Consider the following 18,111-nt stretch of genomic DNA (forward strand, 5'->3'; position numbering starts at 1 on the left):
CTCAAATAGTGATAGTTCTGTTTTTTGACCACTTGAATTGAAATGTCAGAACTTAGTATCGCTTTTGGACAATTAGTTCGGAAATATAGAAAAGAGAAAAAGATATCCCAGGAGAAGCTCGCTCTGTTATGTAATATTGATCGAAGTTATATGGGGCGTATTGAGCGCGGAGAAGTAAATATTACTTTAGAGAAAGCATATGATATCGCAAAAATATTAGAAGTCGATTTCAGTCTTCTCTTGCCTTAATTTTTGATTTTATTTGTTATAATACGGAAAAAATGGGGGGTGATATGGGACAGTCTATTTTAGATCAGTTGAAAAGTTATGGAATTCCAATTCAATCACCTAATGAGCAGATTATTCATTCAGAATATTTGCCGACTGGACAATTATTAGAAATTTCTAATGGATATAGTTTTGAAAAATCCCTTTATTGTGATCAAGAATGGAAGCTATACCATACACAAGTTCTGGCTTATTTGAAAAGTTTACCGAAAGAAGAAACGCTTGATTTAGCAAAAAAAATCGATTCACAGGATTGGCATTGGAAATGGTTAGATAAGACCTATCATTTGAAAACTGACGATTGTAATGAATGGTTTTATCTTACTATTGATTCGCAAGTACAGGCAGCATGCTTAATTTATTTTCCTAAAGATAGTTGTCTGAATCCCTTGGAGCAAATTTTCTATGTTGAATATTTAGCAGTTGCTCCATGGAATCGTTATACCCCTATTGAATCGCACCGATATAAGGGATTGGGAAGCTCACTATTATTAAAAGCAATTAATTATCTTGCAAAAAAATATAATAATTCTGGACGTTTTTCATTACATTCACTTATACAAGCTGAAGGGTATTATATTAATAAACTGAAGATGCAACATGTTCAAAGTAATGATAAGCCTTCATTAAAGTATTTTGAATTACCAGATCATGAAGTTTCAAATATTATTGGAGCAGTAGCATGAGTTTGGAAATAGAATCAATTGGATGTCATTCAGCTAATAGTGTTGAAATCTTTAATGAGTTTGAAAATTTTCATGCATATTATTCGCAAATGCCTGATAATATTAAGAAAAAAATTGGTATAAATAATGAAAACTATCACAAGTTTTTTAATATCTACCGTAATAGCTCCACCAAAAGTTTATTTAAGAAAACGGATTCAGCAGATCAATATCTAATTGATTTTTGGGTTTCAACTGTAAGTGGTAAAGCTAGATTTTTAGATGGTTTTTTGGATAAGCCCTACGTTGGCATAAATAGGAATTTTCTACGGATACTATTTAATAAATTCATCGAAGAAACTAATTTGATAGTTATACAAAATTATCTTCTAGAGCAAGGTATATACCTAATTTTTGAAACTGCTAAGGAAGGTACAAAAGTAGATGGTGTCTCTTTAAAAGTTAATGAAAAGCCAGTTGTTGCTATGTCTCTAAGACTAAAAAATTTAGATAGTTTTTGGTTTACTTTACTCCATGAATTATCCCATATCGTATTACACTTTGATGAACTGAATGAGCCTATTGTGGACTATTTTGAAGAAAGTTCCGATTTAGATATAAATAAATTAGAGAAGCAAGCAAATAAACTTGCGAGGGAAATAATGATCCCTAATTCAATTTGGAGAACTATTAAAACTACAAGAAACTTAGAAGACTTGGCTAGCTATTCTAAGCTATTTAAAGTTCATCCAAGTATTATTGCGGGGAGGCTATCGTTTGAAAATAATGATTGGGCTAGTTATTCAAAATTAAGAGCGGAATATAAAATTAACTATGAACTCTAAATATATTCCATTTTTAAAATTTAAAATGAATGAAGTTTATGCTTTAAATTACTTAGATGATGAACTTAAGGTAGATTTAAGTGTATTCTTTGATTTGCCTAATGAACTTCCTTCAAAGTCTCACAATGATGGTATTAACTCTTTTTCTCCAGAGGAATTACTCGAATTTAAAACTGATGCATTGAAAAAGAAAATTGAAGCTCAAAAAAAATATCTGAATACTAAGCTTAATTTTTTAGATGAAATATTTATTGATAATTATGATATTGATCCTTTAGTAAAAATTGACGGAAAAACATATAATTATCAATCGATAATAAATGAATTTGCTCCTCTTGGAATGATACCTGTATGTGGTGTTGATGATCGAGTACAGGAGCATTTAGATTGCGTTATAGCTAGCGCAAAAGCAGGATTGTTTCTAAAGGATAAAGTTGCTATTCGATTAACTGAATCTGCCTTTGAAGATTATGAATTCATTGAATATGATTTTGAGGATTGCGTAGCAAATTTAGAATCTACCTTTGAAAAAATTATTCTTATTTTTGACTTAAGGGTTGTAGAAGATGTCGAGAGATCTAGTAAGCAGGTTATAGATTTTCTAGATAATCTAGATTTGGGCAAATTCGAAAGAATAATAGTATCGGGATCAACTATTCCTAAAGTCATAACTCAACTCATAGAAACAAAAAAGAATAAAGTTGTCGAAAGAAAAGAAGTTTCAGTATTCAAAAAATTAAAAGAACAAAACATACAATTTGATTTTGGTGATTACACGTGTGTTAGTCCTGAAACTAGTTTTTTAGACATATATATTGAGACTATTCAGTCATATATGACAGGTAAAATTTTTTACCCTTATGATCATTATTTTTATGTTACAAGAAGTGGAAAAACTAGAGGCTTAAGAGATCCTTTTAAGCCATTACTTGATGAAATTGTTCATAAACACTTTTACAGAAAAAAGGATTATTCATTTGGTGATAAATATATTCATGAAAAACAGCCAACAGGCCTATCAGTAACTGTATTAACCCCCAATTAAAACGGACACTCAAAATTAAGACCTAGGCATAGAACTAGAGTTAAGGAGTGTCTTATGGAACGTATTGAAGTTATTACATCTGTTCAGCGTCGTAGACGTTATACAGGTCAAGAGAAAGCACAGTTTGTTGCTATGACCATGCAACCAGGATCATCCGTTTCCTCCGTTGCTAGACAGTATGGAATTACGCCAAGTTTGCTGTTTAAATGGAAGAAACTTATGCAAGATGGTGGAGTAACTGCCGTGGAAGCCAATGATCAAGTCGTGAGTGTTTCAGACTACAATTCATTATTAAAAAAAGTAAAACAGCTTGAACAGATGCTCGGTCGAAAGACCGTTGAAGCAGAAATTCTCAAAGATGCATTAGAGATTGCACAAACAAAAAAGTACATATCGCACATGCCCTTACTACCACCCGACGCTACCCAACACAACAAATAGCACGAACACTCGGTGTGTCGAGATCGAACTTGTATCGTCGCTTGAAGCAACCGAATATGAAGTCTCGTTCGAGGTATAACAAGGCGGATGATCACATCCTGCTTCCAATGATTCGAGCTATTTGCGACCAACGACCAAGTAATGGCTATCGGCGTGTTACAGTGCATCTCAATCGCAATTTACAGGCGAGTAATCTAATACTGAAGCAGGTAAATCATAAGCGTATTTACCGCATCATGAAGCAGAATGATTTGCTGCTCACTCGAGCTCAGCTTCTCCCAAATGATCGTACACATGAGGGAAAGGTTATCGTATCTGACTCTAATCTCCGTTGGTGTTCAGATGGCTTCGAGATCAAGTGTTGGAATGGTGAAAAGGTACGAGTGATCTTCAGCTTAGACTGCTGTGATCGTGAAATCATGAGTTATGTAGCAACGACTGCTGGCATCAGTAGTGAAATGGTCTGTGATGTACTCGTACAAAGTATGGAACGACGTTTCGGTGTAGTCTCTCATCTTCCACATAGGATTGAATGGCTTACAGATAATGGTAGCTGCTACATCGCTCATCCAACACGTGTATTTGCTCAGTCGTTAGGGTTTCGTATTTGCACAACACCAATTCGTAGTCCACAGAGTAATGGAATGGCTGAGGCTTTCGTCAAAACATTTAAACGGGATTATGTGTATTTGAATGATGTACCTGATGCAGAAACGGTTATGCGATGTTTACCGACTTGGATTGAAGATTACAATTGCAATCATCCCCATAGTGGGCTAAAAATGAAATCCCCTCGGGAGTTTCGATCGCTAAACTTAGCAAGTTAACTGTCCGTTTTTACGGGGGCTAATACAGTAACTTCTTCTACTATTTTAAAGCCTAACATTAATTTACATGTGACATATATGCTAAGAGACTTTTCTATTTAATAAGCTAAGGCAAATTGATTGGTCTAATTCATAAGAAGTGTAGGAGATATTTAGGAGATCAATTAGATCATTTCTTGTTGAACTTGATTTATAGTTTATATATTTATTTTCTAAAAGTTGCTGCATTTCAGCTTTCCAAAGAATCTTTGAAGCTATGTCCTTGCGATAGAATGGGTTGTGAGAAGATTTTCTCACATACTTGAATTTTATTGTTTCATTTTCATTTATTGCCAAAATAATTCCCCAAAAGTCAGGCAGAAGCTCTAACGCTTTTTTTAGATGTTTTTGAGTCGTAACCAGTGTATTTTTCTTAAATGAAGACTGATAGTGGGTAAATTGTCTGACTATACGTTGTATTTGATCATTATCACCTTTGATTTCATAACAATGAGAATAACTATAAATCGCTATAAGATCCGGACGTGCTAAACCATCTGAAATAGTGATTTCATTTAAAATTTTTTGAGGAGAAATTTTTTTTTGGTTCAGCCAATTGGTCAGGGCTAACCTGATTTCAGCATCATTCATAACGAGCATGATTTTTAGCTATGTAAATAGTGAAATAATTATAACCGATTTTAGTCTTCTCTCTAATTTTTTAAACTAATTGTAAAAGTTGTATTTATCGCTATATTTCAGAAGAAATTCCATAAAATCAAATTTTTAAAAAAAATATTTGATTTATATTTTAATAGGATTTTGATTTTTAAGTTTTTATTTTTATTTTTATTGTTTTTTATATAGTTAACCGTTTTGACACCTACTAGAGATCATATTTTGTAAAGTTTATAAAATTATTCTTCATATATAACCCGAATCGCGGATAAGAAATTGACTTGAAAAATAAGAGGACTAGAGCCATCAGTTGAGTTACCACACAAAACTTAAAGCTCTAGTCCTTATGTTTAATAGTACCGAATTATTCTGCGTAATTGATGATTTCTTTCTTAAATTTGAAGCAACTTATTGGCAATTCCTTAAGCAAAGCCATCGTTTCTCCAGAGCCCGAACAGCTCACTTGAGTATTTCAGAAATCACCTTTATTGCTATTTGGTATGTATAAATGCTCTCATTTCACTAATTGTGGTCAGACAAAATAGTTGTTAACTAATGACTATTAAAAATCAATAACTTAAACTTAGTTAAATTGTCTTTTATTACAAAATAGTTATTAACTAATAAATGTCATGAAATTGATACTAAAAAAATAAAGGACAAAATAGTTATTAACTGAATGCTGAATTTACCAGCCTTTCTCTTTGATACTCAGTGTATTTTAGCATCTAAATTAATTCAGATACTATAATTTGATTTCAGAACTCAAAATATTATTTATTTTGAGCGATTTAACTCATAAACTAATCTGAATAGCTCTGCTTGGTATTTTGCATCATGCAAAGCATTATGATCACCTTGTAAGGTCGGATGTACATATTTATCTATTGAGCTTGATTTTGTATCGTGCCAACTACATTTTGTAGCGCCCATAAAAAGAGCTTTGATATCTATGGCTGAAATGCCGAAAGGATTTCTATTCAAATATTTCAAAAAATAAAAATTTATAAAGGACCAATCGAATGGGGCATTAAGCCCTACGAAAACAGGAGCAGCATTCTCAGGCATATTTTGAATCAGCCAATTCTCAAATTGAGACATAGCCTCTTTTGGTGGGAGTCCTGCTTTACTTGCATGTTCTAAAGTTATGCCTGAGACTTTTAGGGCTTCTTCAATTGCTTTATCACTAATTGGTTGGAGCATTATTGTAAATTCAACCGCAGGATTATATACAAAACATGCTCCTATTGTCAGCATACTGTGTTCACCAACAATAGGACCAGCTGTTTCAATATCAACAGAAATAAAGATTTCTTTCTTGCCCATTATTATGCTCCTTCCAACTAAGATTTCTTTATCCAGCCATTATAGGTGAGGGTTTAAGTTTACTAAGCGCTTGATGAAAATGTGAAATTGTTAATTCTGATTCAGGAAATGCTAACGCAACTGCTGTTGGATATAAACGAGTACGAATATCTGAATATGTCCAACCTGGTTCTTCACCACGAGGGGCTGTCACACTTACTAATTCTGCAATATCATTCTCTGAAAAGTTGATATCTGATAAGTCTTTGGTAAAAAGCTCATGTCGCTCTTCATTTGATGGGCGAACAAATTCTTCTACAATTGAGGCTCTACGCAAGACAGCAGCATCTAGGGCAGCTAATCTATTGGTACATAAGATCGCAAATATCCGTCCACCATGTTTTCTCAAATCATCAATAGCCTGAATTAAAGTATTAACACCGACTTTATCTTCATGATGGCTATTTTCTTGGCTTCGAGATGCTCCAAGTGAATCACCTTCATCAATAATAAGAAATGCTCGACCATTCCCACTGCCAATCGATCTAGTGATCTCATCGAATGCTTGTGAAATTAGAGTACCCATTTCACCAACTTTACCAGTTCCTCTAACTTTATTACTTAATTTAAATAGTAGAGCATCTTCAATTTTAGCATCACGGGCTAATCGATTGACAATTGCCTCAGCATTTGCAGTTTTACCAGTACCAACATCACCATGGAAAATAGCTAATGGATATTGATCAGCAAGAAGATCAATTAATGCAATTTTCTTACCATGCTTCTGTTTGCTCCAGAGCTCTAACTCATCAACTTGCAGTAAGAGCTGTACTTGCTTTTTGATACGAGCATATCTTGATTCAAAACCAAGTAATTTATTAGCTAAATCATCAAATTGTTTAATTGGTAAATCTGCTTTAATTTCAAAAACTGTTGATTTGCTCATGAATAATCGCTCCTATTTGCACCATAACCATTACTGCTGTAGCCACGTTCCCCAACTGCTGAGAGGCTACTATGATTTGTACTTTCTGTTGTTGATACCCAAGTTATTTCAAATGGTAATTTAGAAATTTTATCTGATTCACTACGATATTTATCTGTATGTGACAATATAATTCTAACTCGGCCATCTGGTGTGTGAGGCCACATTACTCCACCTGGTCTTTCTGAACCTGATGCATTTTCAGTTTGAAATGTATATTGAATAGCTCTAATTTCTGAGCCATAGGAATTTATTAAGGTCACATCAACTTTAGATAAATAGTCATTTTTTGCTAACAGCTCAATATCATGAGCATATTCTTTAGCTTCAGACTCAGTTATTGCCTTTGTACTACTTGCGATCATAACTAAATCCGCTTTGATGCTACGTACAACTTTTTCAACATCAGCAAAAGTATAAGTAGTGGTATAGGTGCTGGAATTAGACGAACTCATATTTAATCCTTAATTTTGAATTTATTACCAAAAACTTCTTTCCAAATATCAATATCGTCTTCTACTGAAGCATAATTTGCGGTTTCCCATGCTTTTAAGGCTATATTGACAATTTGCTCTTTTTCGTTTGGAGTTATTCGCGAGGCCACATTATTTTCATGATTCGCAGGATCAATAATTACAACTGGATCAGAAAAATATTTCTCTATCTTTGCTGAGTTCTCAGGAAAATCGATACGTTTATTTAGTTCACTTTGTGCTATAAACCCCAAGAATTCTCTAAAACGTTGCTCAATATTTTGAGTCGGCCCATCACGATCTTGTAAATAAGCTAAAATCAACTCGATATGAAAAGACTTGAGTCCAGGAGGACACGCAAAATTTTTCCACCGCTTTGCCATACGTACTAAAGTTCGATAGTGTTTGTCTGAATTTTTTCTATCTTGGATAAATTGAATATGACAAGGGGCACAAGTCAAATTTCTTTCTTTGGACTTAAGATCATATTGCCAGCCATGATTTGGATCTAATTCATCTTGAATAACAGGAACGATATCAACACTGATACCACTTTTGACAAAGGTTACTGTCGCAGCTCTTCGTTGGATTTCAAAATCTTCAACTGCCTTAGTAGGATAAATTTTTGTTAGTAACGAGTAAATTAGATCATTAAGATTATCTAAAGTTGTATCATCAATATTTTTACCATCTATATAGAACACAACGTCAACATCGATATCATCCTCTGCTGTTTTTTTTAGAATTGTGAACTTAGCAAACGAGCCAGCTTTGACTACCTTTTTTACTTTTAAGTCAGAGTTTACTGTTATATGTTTACGCAGTTCAGCAATCAAATTATCAACTTGTGCATGATATTCTTTACGTTTTTCAGAAGATAAACGCAAAATATTGCCATCATAGTATTGGAGATCTGAATTTTTAAGTGACATTCGGATAGGTTTCCCAAAGTTAGTTATTAAGAGTTAATCCATAAGCAATATAATCTGCTGTTACTGCTGCCGCAGCTTTTGCTGCTAAATCATGAAAGCGATTGTCTTTTGTGGAGTCCCCAAAGTCGCTAATTCCCCTAATCATCAACACAGGCTTTTTGTGGTTAGCACAAGCTGCAAATACTCCTGCACCTTCCATCTCAGCGACTTCTATTTTTCCATTAAGCTCTTTCAAAGCTCTAAATTTTTCTGGATCGCGAAGAAGCTTCTCACCACTTCCAATTGTGGCTGTCTTAGGCATAACGCTTTTAGCGACTGGTCCAATTTCAATGTTCTCTGGAAAATTGATTTCTAAGGCCTCATAGCTTTGAATTAAACGATTTTCTACAGAACTTTTATTAGATAAATATGTATTAACATCCTGCCTAACTTTTAAATCTAACTCTGTACTTCTAGAGCGGTGTTCCGTAACCCCGCCTTCAATTAGAGCAGCTCCTTCATACGCAACAACCCGTTCAGATAAGACTACTTCACCTAAAGAACATTTTTCTCGCATTCCCGCAGCGATACCTAACATGATTACATTCTTGGGTTGTAATTCGCTTAGTAATGTAGATGTAATTGAAGATGCATCTACATTTCCTGGACCTGCAAAAGATGCAATTGCACAATTTGCACGCACTCCATTATTTCGAATAATTACTGTCTTCCAAACGTGAAGCCCTATACTAGTAATAAAGGGCTGAGTATCTTCACTAATATTTAATGCCTGTCTTGCTGCTGATAGCTCAACTGGTAAAGCTGTTAATACTAATACATCTGGTGGAAGAGCAGCTAATCGAGCTTGCTCTTCTTCATGAAAGATTGTGATAATTCTCTTTGATATTTGTGAGAAATCTAATACAGGTTCTTCTAGAGTAATTGCTGAAATACTTTTTACTACCGACAAACCAGTATTTTGCATGTAAGTTAAAGGAGCTTCACGAAATTTTTGAAGGACACCTAATGCACCCTTTCCATCTTCTTTATTTGCTCCCAGTTGAAGATCAAGGGGTAAAACAGGTAGTGATTTCTTTGCCATTTTGTGGGCTCTATCTAATACACCTTTACCACCACCTAGAGCTATCATTGCTGTAGCATGCTCTATTTGTTCTTCGCCGACATTGCTTCCAGTTAGGATCTCATCATCGATACAGATATGCTCAGCAATACCACGAGCTATCATGCTATTCAAAAGCTGACGCTGTTCAACGTTTGTTTTATTTTGTAACCGATCATTTGATGCAACAATCTTTAGACGTACATCGTTATTATTTTCTTTGGTTAATTCATTAATCTTTCTTGCAATAGTCCAATCAAACAGTAAAGGTTTTTGATTTTCATTAACTGGTTCAGCTGAAAAATAGCCAACAAAACTTCCACCTGAATTAATTATTTCTGTAACAAGAGTTTCAACAAATGCATGTGCCTTATCAATTTGGTCATCATTTGTAGCATGAGAAATACTCCCTGCCAGTAGAATGCAGCTATCAGAAAGCATATGAGAGTCGTTCATTTTAAGCCCAGTTATTTCTATTGATGCAATGAGTACTATTTTTGAGTAATCATTATTATTAAGTTTAGTAGTTTGATATAAGAGTTTATTACATACTTATATAACTAATTTTTTAGTTGGGATGACTGTTTCTAATTGCAAGGGTAGTGGTAAAATTTTATTCGATTTTTCTGAGTGGTTGATTAATTATGGCAAGTAATATTAGTTCTGAGCAGGCGGTAGAGCATGCTTGGAAATATTTTGAATTACATTCTAATCAGAGAATAACCTTATTTAATTATTTTCTTTTTATTATGGCAGGTTTGGGTACAGCTGTTGGAGTAATTCTTCAATCCTCAAACAAATTTTCATATGTGGGTATTTTCATTAGTATATTTATCATTGTTGTATCTGTGGTTTTTTGGAAGCTCGATCAAAGAACCTCTTTTCTTATTAAGCAATCTGAGCAAGTTTTTAAAAAACTAGAAAGAAATTCTTCAATTGATATTGGGATATTCTGTAATGAGGATGCTAATTTAGAAAGAGCCAATAAGAATAAAGCTTTTGTTAATCAAATTATTACGTATGGTTTATTGTTTAGATCAACTTTCTTTATCACTGGATTGGTTGGTGTCATAGGGGTTTTAATTTTTTACATGAAGATTATAGGTTATATTGTACTATAATCTTCATTAATTTAATTGTTTAATATTTTTTAAATAATATTTTAATATAAGTTAAGTGTTTTAGGTCAAATCTCTTAATCCATTCATGATTCTCATAGCCCAATTATTAACTGATTCTATTGAGCAGTTTTCTTGTACTGAAAATCGTGGATGGATAATATATGTATGAGAGTTTTCTCCAAATACATCATTAAATAGTTCATTTGGCCAAGACAATGATTTTGCAACTAAGTGTTTTTTAATATCATCCAGATAAAATTTCCAATCATCGGTTGTGAGATGAATAAGTTTAGTTGAGATACTCTTAATACCATCTGATGTATCTAACTCGATAAGTAGAAAATCTTTTCCTTTCTGAACAAGATGTACAAACTTAATTGTTCGTCGTATATTGTCACCAATTTTATGACATTCTGAACGTCCTACTTTTATGAGCTCATGAGTCATGGACTCATATAGTGTGCACTGATGCTCAGACTGGAGTATTTCAATCAACGAATTGAAGTCATTATAACGTTGAGCATATTTCTGATCATAATTTGTGTAATCTTTTTTGCCTCCAACATCGGCAGCAGGTAGATCTCCAGCACTATTTGCCTCGTCTGTACTGACTAAATTCCCAGAGCCAGACTCATCATCATTACTATCATCTTTTGCTCTCTGTCCAGTAATTTTGATTTTACCTTTCTTAGTTATTTCTAATGGCTTAATGAAGCTTACCCAAGATTCATTAGCATTTAAAACTCGAATTCCTTGTTCTATAGAAGCTGTTGCATCATCCTCAATGGTAGAGCCAAGGGAGTCACTATATTCTGGTTTATAACCTTGCCCTGATTGTTGTCCTTCAGTCTTGATTTGAATGAAAGATGGATGTGAAAAAGTAATGTTTGTTGGAATATCAGTATCAATTTCGATGCCAACAATCTCTTCTACAAGAAAAGCATCTCGTGATGTGTTATATCGTCCTCGGAAATGTAATGTCCAACCTTTCATTGATGGTGGGTCAAACTGGAAAATCCATTTTTTCCACCCATTCTGATCTTTTAGTTGAGTGTTAAAGTAACGCGAAATACTTTCAAATGATTGTTTTGCATTTGGATCAAGTAGCAACCAAGCAAGTAGGATTTGGGTTCCTTTCTGATTTACTAATTTTAAAGGCATCGTATTATTTTCTAGAAAAACAATTAAGTTTTCCTCATCATTTTGAATGACTTCAAACTCATGTTGGATCGTGGTGGTAGAGAGACTTGCTCGACAAAAATAAGAATTAATGAGAAAAAGTGTTCGAGCTAATTCAAGCTGAGGAAGATGAATTGTGGCTTGATTCTGTCTTTCAATGACAAAGCTGGTTTGTATTCCTTCAAAATATGCAAGTTTTGGATCAGTCGATAATTCGTTAAAGTCTTTTAAGTATGATGGAGTAAGGACATCTTGATTGGTCAATGTAATGGCTAGGTTTGGTTGAGATAATTGCCGTTCACTACAATTTATCTTTTTACCTCGGATTAGCATGGAGGAATTACTGAAATTTGTAAATTTTTTCTCCTGCTTTGGTGAACATTGAAGGTTGATACTCCATATCTTCGATCTTGAGCCTTTGAAAAGTCCGCCAATATGAGTAATTGTTACATTATGATCAAAATTATTAATTCTTGCTGTCATCAGTTTTAAAAAATCCAGATAATTCTAAAATTCTTGAGGCGTCAGGAGTTATTCTTTCTTTACTGAGTCCTGCTAAACGGAAGACTCGCCATAAGTGTAATTGTTGATTATCTAACGATAATAATTCAACAGCTACACAGACTCTCCGTAGTTGATATTCAGTGATGCTTTCAACATATTTCACTAAAAATTGTTTAACTAATGGGAGCTTGTTAAGATTATGTTCTATTGTTGAATGCTGTGGTAATTGCATAAGATACCAGTTTGCAGAATGTCTCGGAGTACTTAGATCATCTTTAGATTGATGTGCAATTCGTAGTAATAGTTTTACGTATACCCGATCACGTTGAGGCCATTCCACTCGGGTTTCAGGTGCTTGTTGGATTATTTGATGTTCTGAGTTAAAGCTCTGGAGCCACTGATAATCATAGCGATACAACCATGCATAGATAGCGCCTCCATTTCGTATGGAACGACTTGCTTTAATACCATTTTCTAGAACTAACTGTTGCCATTGTTCTCTATGTTGTTCACGTTTAATTATATCTAGGGTATCTTCGTTAGGTTTAGTTTTAACAATAAAAACGGGTTGAATATTTTGGACGTAATGAAAAATATCTTCTAATTTTTCCTTTGGAGTAAAGGTTTGATGAATCAATAGATGTTCAAAGAAGCTAAAACTTTTTCGATGCTTACGGAATATGCTTTTTAACCAGGAATTTTCTTCACCTTGGTGGCAGAGTAAATTCTTAGTTTGAAGATATTCTTTGCCCCAGTGTTGTAAAACTAAGGATAAAATTTCATCATGTTTAATATGCTTTCCTCGTGTGTAACCAAAGTCATGTGCTAATCCATGGTAAAAATGACTCCATTGCTCAAAAGAAATAGATGGATAGGATGATAGCTTAAATAATTTTTGCACTTGGTAAGACATAATGAAGTCTTGAGGGAAGACTGAGCTGAATGATTCTATTGAAAAGTTTGATTCAATTAAGGGTTGGAAATGATGTCTAGAGTCCGATGGTTTTTCTTTATAAATAATTAATGGTCCGTGATCTAAACAGATTGGTAGGTTAGGAATAAACCAATTTCTTTTCCAAAAAGCTTCACCATAAGTCTGTATTTGAATTTCAATACATTTTGGACAAACTTGGAAATTCTGAATTGCCTTGATTCTTGATGCAGAAACTCCAAACATTGTATGTAGAGCACCATTGGTTTTACCTTGCATCAGTTTAATGGCTTTATTACGTATTTTTTGTGGAACAAATGGGGCATACAGTGGAAATAAGGTATTTTGGTTTATCAAATCATTAGTTGAATATTGTTTTGTTTTTCTTAATAAATATGCAATTTTAGAGACATGGCTGGGTAAATCTAGCGTTGCTATAACAGCTCTAGTACCAAAAACCTCATCCAACAGTTGTTTAGGACTGGTAATGCCATGATACACACCTGCCCGTGCTATTGAGCTGTATAGAAGTTCATCGGGGTGTGGTAATGGAAAGTTATGCATATGTATCATGATTGTATCAGCTTATTTTTCAAATAGCGTTTTAACAGAAATAGACTTATTTCTTTAGCTTAGCTTCCTAAGCCCCCAAATTAATTTACATGACATTAAGCATTCACAAAATGGACTTTTTTAAAATCTGTGTAAATACCGTTTAAAAGGCTTTCAAACTCGATTATAAAACGACTCATGGGGTAATCCTTCAGCAGAATTACTACTAAACTATGATCCATCACGATAAAGTTAGAGCGATGCTTCAAGACCATCTCTATAGCAAGGGCCCGTACTGATAAGTAAGATCAAACTGTCTTTTATGTAATTTAAAATATTGATATTTAATGAAAAATAAGGATTATAAAACCCTGCTTTTTACTTAAAGGAGGATTTGGAATTGATAACGCATAGGCTTGTTTTTCAATAAATGTCATATTATAAGCTCATAAGTAAATTATATTTCAGACATTTGTTAGTGAATACTTTCTTTCAGCCAATAATCAAAAATTGGACGAGCAACTTTGGCAGCAGCACTACCACTGCGTCCATTCTCTAAAATAATGGCAAGAACAATTTGAGGGTTATCCGCAGGAGCAAAGCCAATAAATAGAGCATGATCGTAATGCCGTCCACTGAGTAAGGCTTCATTGTAGTGTTTGCCCTGTGCAATACTTTTAACTTGGGCTGTACCTGTTTTTCCTGCAATTTGATATTGTAGTCCCTACTTGATACCTTGACCTGTACCAGACTGAATCACATCAATCATGGCGTGATGCATTTTTACCCAATCGTTAGGGGTGCCATTAAAGAGAATTTTACCATCTGTATCATGGTGGATTGGGTAGGGTGTTGAACCTTTACTTTCTTTAAGTAAATGAGGGGTAATATGCTTACCAGAATTGGCAACGATTGCTGTCGAAAGGGCTAATTGTAATGGTGTAGCGGTAAATGCCCCCTGACCAATACTTACGGAAATTGTTTCACCCATTAACCATTTTGTCCCACGGGTTCGCATTTTCCATTCGGGTGATGGATATAATCCCGAACCTTCATAAGGTAAGTCAATTCCTGTTTTTTCACCAAAGCCAAACTGGGTCATCCATTTGTACATATTGTCGATACCCATTTGATAAGACAATATATAAAAATAGGTATCACTAGACTGTGTGATCGCTTTATGTAAATCGACAATACCATGGCCAGATTTTTTCCAATCACGAAATTTATGACTATCACCAGGGATTTGGAAATAGCCAGGATCAAAAATTTTGGTATTCCAGTCAATATAGCCATAATGAATACCGCCCAATCCAGCCATAGGTTTAATTGTTGATGCTGGTGGATAAGTCCCCTGTAATGCTCGGTTATATAATGGTTGATCAAGATTCTCATTAAGATTGTTATAATTTTTATGGCTAATACCCATCACAAATAAATTCGGATTAAAACTTGGACTAGATACCATTGCCAGTACTTCACCATTACGAGGATCTAAGGCGATAATCGCTCCACGTTTCTGTGCAAGTTGTTCCGATGCAAACTTTTGTAAATGAAAGTCAAGTGAAAGATAGAGATCATTGCCACGAATTGCAGGTTGATGTTCTAAATGTTTTAAAACTGTCCCATGTACATTGACTTCAACAGATTCATGACCTTTTTGCCCATGTAAAAGTTGTTCATAAAATTTTTCTATACCGATTTTACTAATCAGGTTTGTACCTGCATATTTATCTTTATCAATAACTTTTAGCTCTTTATCATTGATTCGTCCCACATAGCCAATTAAATGAGCAAATAAATCATCATAAGGATAAATTCGTGTCATTTGGGTTGCAATTTCAACATCAGGAAATTGATATTTAACTTCACTAAATCGTGCAATATCTTCATCAGTAAGATGGAATTTAATGGTGACTTGATCAGTTTTTCGTGCATCTTTAAAACGTTTTTGAACTTGTCCAATATCTTCTGCTGATAAATTTAATATTGGTTGTAAATTGTTGATTAAATTGTTAATTTTTGGATATTGAGCTTTATTTACAGTAATTGAAAAAATAGGATAATTATGGGCGAGTAATATTCCATTACGATCGTAAATATTTCCTCTCGCAGGTGGGATTGACTGTAAACGAATTCTGTTAGATTCTGAGATAGTTTGAAAATGTTGATGCTGATAGAGCTGCAAATAACCATATCTAATGATCAAGACAGCAAGACAAATTCCCACTAGAGCCATTGCAAAATAGATTCTCAGGTTAAAAATCTTCTTTTCCTGCCGTAAATTTTTAACCTGATTATGTGTTTGATGCCACATAAGCAATTAAGTCACAAAATGTGCTTGAGTAGTAAAAAATCATGCAGATCTGTAGTTAGAAAAACCCCCAAATCCTGCCCATTTTGCGCACGTATTCGAACAGATGATTGTTGCTTTTCTTGCTCCCCAACAATGATCAGATAAGGTATTTTTTGTAGCGTATTTTCACGGATTTTATAGTTCAATTTCGATTGACTTAAATCTAATGTTGCCCTAAAGCCACTCTGTTTAAGTGATTCTTGGACTTGTTTGGCGTAATCATGTTGTGCATCTGTAATCGGTAAAATTGCGATCTGGACAGGTGCAAGCCAAAATGGGAAGTGCCCCATATAATGCTCGATCAAAATACCAATAAAACGCTCAAGAGATCCAAATAAAGCACGGTGCAACATCACAGGCCGTTGTTTTTCATTATTTTCATCAATGTAATGAATATCAAAACGTTCTGGTAAATTTAAATCAACCTGAATTGTTCCGCATTGCCATTCACGACCAATGGCATCTTTTAAGGTAAATTCAAGTTTAGGGCCATAAAATGCACCTTCACCGATATTTAATGTATAAGGAATATTAAGCTGTTCGAGAGATTGTTTTAGTGTATTTTCTAAGAAATCCCAAATTTCTTCCGTGCCGACACGATGATCAGGCCTTGTCGATAATTTAAGCGAAACTTCATTAAAGCCAAATTGCTCATAAATTTTATAAATGAGGGCAATTGTATTTTTACATTCAGATAAAAGCTGGCTGTTAGTACAAAAAATATGGGCATCATCTTGGGTAAAATGACGAACACGCATTAATCCATGTAAAGATCCAGATGGCTCATAGCGATGAACTTTACCAAATTCCGCCATACGTAATGGTAAGTCACGATAACTTCTTAATTCATGTGCATATAGACAAACTGCGCCAGGACAACTCATAGGCTTAAGTGCATAACTTCGCTGATCTTCAGTGACGGTGGTAAACATATGCTCCTGATAGTTTTGCCAGTGTCCCGAAATTTCCCAAAGTTCACGATCCATGACATCGGGAGTATTAACTTCAATATAACCCGCATCATCTTGTTGCTGGCGTAAATAATCTGATAATAACTGAAATAATTTCCATCCTTTCGCGTGCCAGAACACGGCACCTGGTGCTTTATCATCAAAATGTAGTAAATCAAGTTGTTGTGCTAATTTACGATGATCTCGTTTTGCTGCTTCTTCAACTTGCTTTAAATGTTTTTTTAATTGTTTTTGGTCAGCCCAACATGTGACATAAATCCGCTGTAACATCGGTTGTGTAGCGTCGCCTTGCCAATATGCACCAGAAACATGAGTCACTTTAAAATATTCTAAAAATTCAGTATTTGGAACAAGTGGATATAAGTAAACGTCTGAGAAATCATTATTTTGATGGAAAAATAAGTCGCTTGAGTTACTTGTATTTTTTAAGTATTGATACTTAAAATCCAAATCTTGCTGTTTAAAAAAATTAGCTGCTTGATCGGCTGTAATCTTTTCAGTGCGAATATCTAAATGTTGTTGTACCCACTCATGCATTTTCAGTTCAATTTGTTGTAAATCATCTTGATTAAAATGCGGCGTATCGGCGAAATCATAATAAATACCTTGATTGGTAATTTGATATTCTACAGGTTGAGCAGCAGGGTATAACTGATGGACAGCCTGTGCTAATAAATAAGCATAGGAGTGTCGTAGTAGATTTAAATTATTGTCATCGTTCAAACTGAAAAGTTCGATGTGACAGTCATGTTGGATGACATGATGCAAATCAACGAAATGAGCATCAATTTGGGCGAGAAAAGCTTTTTTATAGCCTTGAATTTTGAAACGGGACAAGGTTTCAAAAATCGACATTGGTTGCTCAAGTTGAAGATGCTGTGTTGAACCAAGGAAATTAAGCTGGATATTCATGTAAAGTCGTCTAAATACAGGTT

15 protein-coding genes and 2 pseudogenes are annotated in these 18,111 nt (G+C 34.3%); 7 read left to right on the forward strand and 10 right to left on the reverse strand.

Annotation, left to right across the window (positions count from 1 at the left end; translation table 11 throughout):
• Positions 1–42 precede the first annotated feature (42 nt).
• The 5 genes from Q0017_RS02695 to Q0017_RS02715 all read left to right on the forward strand — a co-directional run bounded on the left by Q0017_RS02695 (position 43) and on the right by Q0017_RS02715 (position 4,111).
• Entirely contained in the window at positions 43–249 is a 207-nt protein-coding gene (locus Q0017_RS02695) for a helix-turn-helix transcriptional regulator (RefSeq protein WP_298142334.1), read from the forward strand.
• A gap of 44 nt (positions 250–293) precedes the next feature.
• On the forward strand, positions 294–974 hold the full coding sequence (locus Q0017_RS02700; RefSeq protein WP_298142336.1) for a hypothetical protein: 681 nt from the start codon (positions 294–296) through the stop codon (positions 972–974).
• Positions 971–1,798, forward strand: coding sequence for an ImmA/IrrE family metallo-endopeptidase (locus tag Q0017_RS02705; RefSeq protein WP_298142338.1), 828 nt, complete (start codon positions 971–973; stop codon positions 1,796–1,798). Before Q0017_RS02700 ends, Q0017_RS02705 begins: the two co-directional genes overlap by 4 nt.
• On the forward strand, positions 1,788–2,843 hold the full coding sequence (locus tag Q0017_RS02710; RefSeq protein ID WP_298142341.1) for a hypothetical protein: 1,056 nt from the start codon (positions 1,788–1,790) through the stop codon (positions 2,841–2,843). The genes Q0017_RS02705 and Q0017_RS02710 overlap by 11 nt, the downstream gene beginning before the upstream one ends.
• Positions 2,844–2,897: 54 nt before the next feature.
• Positions 2,898–4,111, forward strand: a protein-coding gene (locus Q0017_RS02715; protein WP_298142344.1) for an IS3 family transposase whose coding sequence is annotated in 2 segments (ribosomal slippage) — positions 2,898–3,225 and positions 3,225–4,111 — 1,215 coding nt in all. Because the reading frame shifts where the segments join, the coding sequence is not laid out codon by codon here.
• Positions 4,112–4,192: 81 nt separating this feature from the next.
• Here the strand turns inward: Q0017_RS02715 and Q0017_RS02720 are convergent.
• Positions 4,193–4,741, reverse strand: a complete 549-nt coding sequence (locus Q0017_RS02720) for a sce7726 family protein (RefSeq protein ID WP_298142346.1) — start codon at positions 4,739–4,741, stop codon at positions 4,193–4,195.
• 373 nt (positions 4,742–5,114) lie between these two features.
• Between Q0017_RS02720 and Q0017_RS02725 the strand changes: the two are divergent.
• Positions 5,115–5,295: pseudogene (locus Q0017_RS02725) on the forward strand (IS982 family transposase); the annotation flags it as partial.
• 250 nt (positions 5,296–5,545) lie between these two features.
• Here Q0017_RS02725 and Q0017_RS02730 read toward each other — a convergent pair.
• The 5 genes from Q0017_RS02730 to Q0017_RS02750 are packed head-to-tail and all read right to left on the reverse strand — an operon-like array spanning position 5,546 to position 10,018.
• The gene (locus Q0017_RS02730; RefSeq protein WP_298142348.1) at positions 5,546–6,094 is read right to left on the reverse strand and encodes a 3'-5' exonuclease; all 549 of its coding nucleotides are present in this window, start codon (positions 6,092–6,094) and stop codon (positions 5,546–5,548) included.
• Positions 6,095–6,122: 28 nt separating this feature from the next.
• Entirely contained in the window at positions 6,123–7,019 is an 897-nt protein-coding gene (locus tag Q0017_RS02735) for an ATP-binding protein (protein WP_298142350.1), read from the reverse strand.
• Positions 7,016–7,513, reverse strand: coding sequence for a hypothetical protein (locus Q0017_RS02740; RefSeq protein WP_298142352.1), 498 nt, complete (start codon positions 7,511–7,513; stop codon positions 7,016–7,018). Before Q0017_RS02740 ends, Q0017_RS02735 begins: the two co-directional genes overlap by 4 nt.
• A 2-nt stretch (positions 7,514–7,515) precedes the next feature.
• Positions 7,516–8,463, reverse strand: coding sequence for a CBASS oligonucleotide cyclase (locus tag Q0017_RS02745; protein WP_298142354.1), 948 nt, complete (start codon positions 8,461–8,463; stop codon positions 7,516–7,518).
• Between the two features lie 19 nt (positions 8,464–8,482).
• On the reverse strand, positions 8,483–10,018 hold the full coding sequence (locus Q0017_RS02750) for a 5'-methylthioadenosine/S-adenosylhomocysteine nucleosidase (protein ID WP_136144149.1): 1,536 nt from the start codon (positions 10,016–10,018) through the stop codon (positions 8,483–8,485).
• 188 nt (positions 10,019–10,206) lie between these two features.
• Here Q0017_RS02750 and Q0017_RS02755 point away from each other — a divergent pair, with 188 nt between their 5' ends.
• Entirely contained in the window at positions 10,207–10,683 is a 477-nt protein-coding gene (locus tag Q0017_RS02755; RefSeq protein WP_038350079.1) for a hypothetical protein, read from the forward strand.
• Positions 10,684–10,743: 60 nt separating this feature from the next.
• On the opposite strand, the gene Q0017_RS02760 is transcribed toward Q0017_RS02755, so the two are convergent.
• The 4 genes and pseudogenes from Q0017_RS02760 to thrS form a co-directional block, all read right to left on the reverse strand.
• Positions 10,744–12,345 carry a Tn7-like element transposition protein TnsE gene (locus tag Q0017_RS02760; RefSeq protein ID WP_298142359.1) on the reverse strand — a complete coding sequence of 534 codons (1,602 nt, stop codon included), beginning with the start codon at positions 12,343–12,345 and terminating at the stop codon, positions 10,744–10,746.
• Positions 12,329–13,861 carry a TnsD family Tn7-like transposition protein gene (locus tag Q0017_RS02765; RefSeq protein ID WP_298142361.1) on the reverse strand — a complete coding sequence of 511 codons (1,533 nt, stop codon included), beginning with the start codon at positions 13,859–13,861 and terminating at the stop codon, positions 12,329–12,331. The genes Q0017_RS02760 and Q0017_RS02765 overlap by 17 nt, the downstream gene beginning before the upstream one ends.
• Before the next feature lie 481 nt (positions 13,862–14,342).
• A pseudogene (gene mrdA / locus Q0017_RS02770) lies at positions 14,343–16,166 on the reverse strand (penicillin-binding protein 2); the annotation flags it as partial.
• 11 nt (positions 16,167–16,177) lie between these two features.
• Positions 16,178–18,088, reverse strand: a complete 1,911-nt coding sequence (thrS, locus tag Q0017_RS02775) for a threonine--tRNA ligase (protein WP_298142363.1) — start codon at positions 18,086–18,088, stop codon at positions 16,178–16,180.
• Positions 18,089–18,111 lie beyond the last annotated feature (23 nt).

Origin of the sequence: uncultured Acinetobacter sp. (assembly GCF_947624825.1) — a bacterium.
Classification (GTDB): domain Bacteria; phylum Pseudomonadota; class Gammaproteobacteria; order Pseudomonadales; family Moraxellaceae; genus Acinetobacter.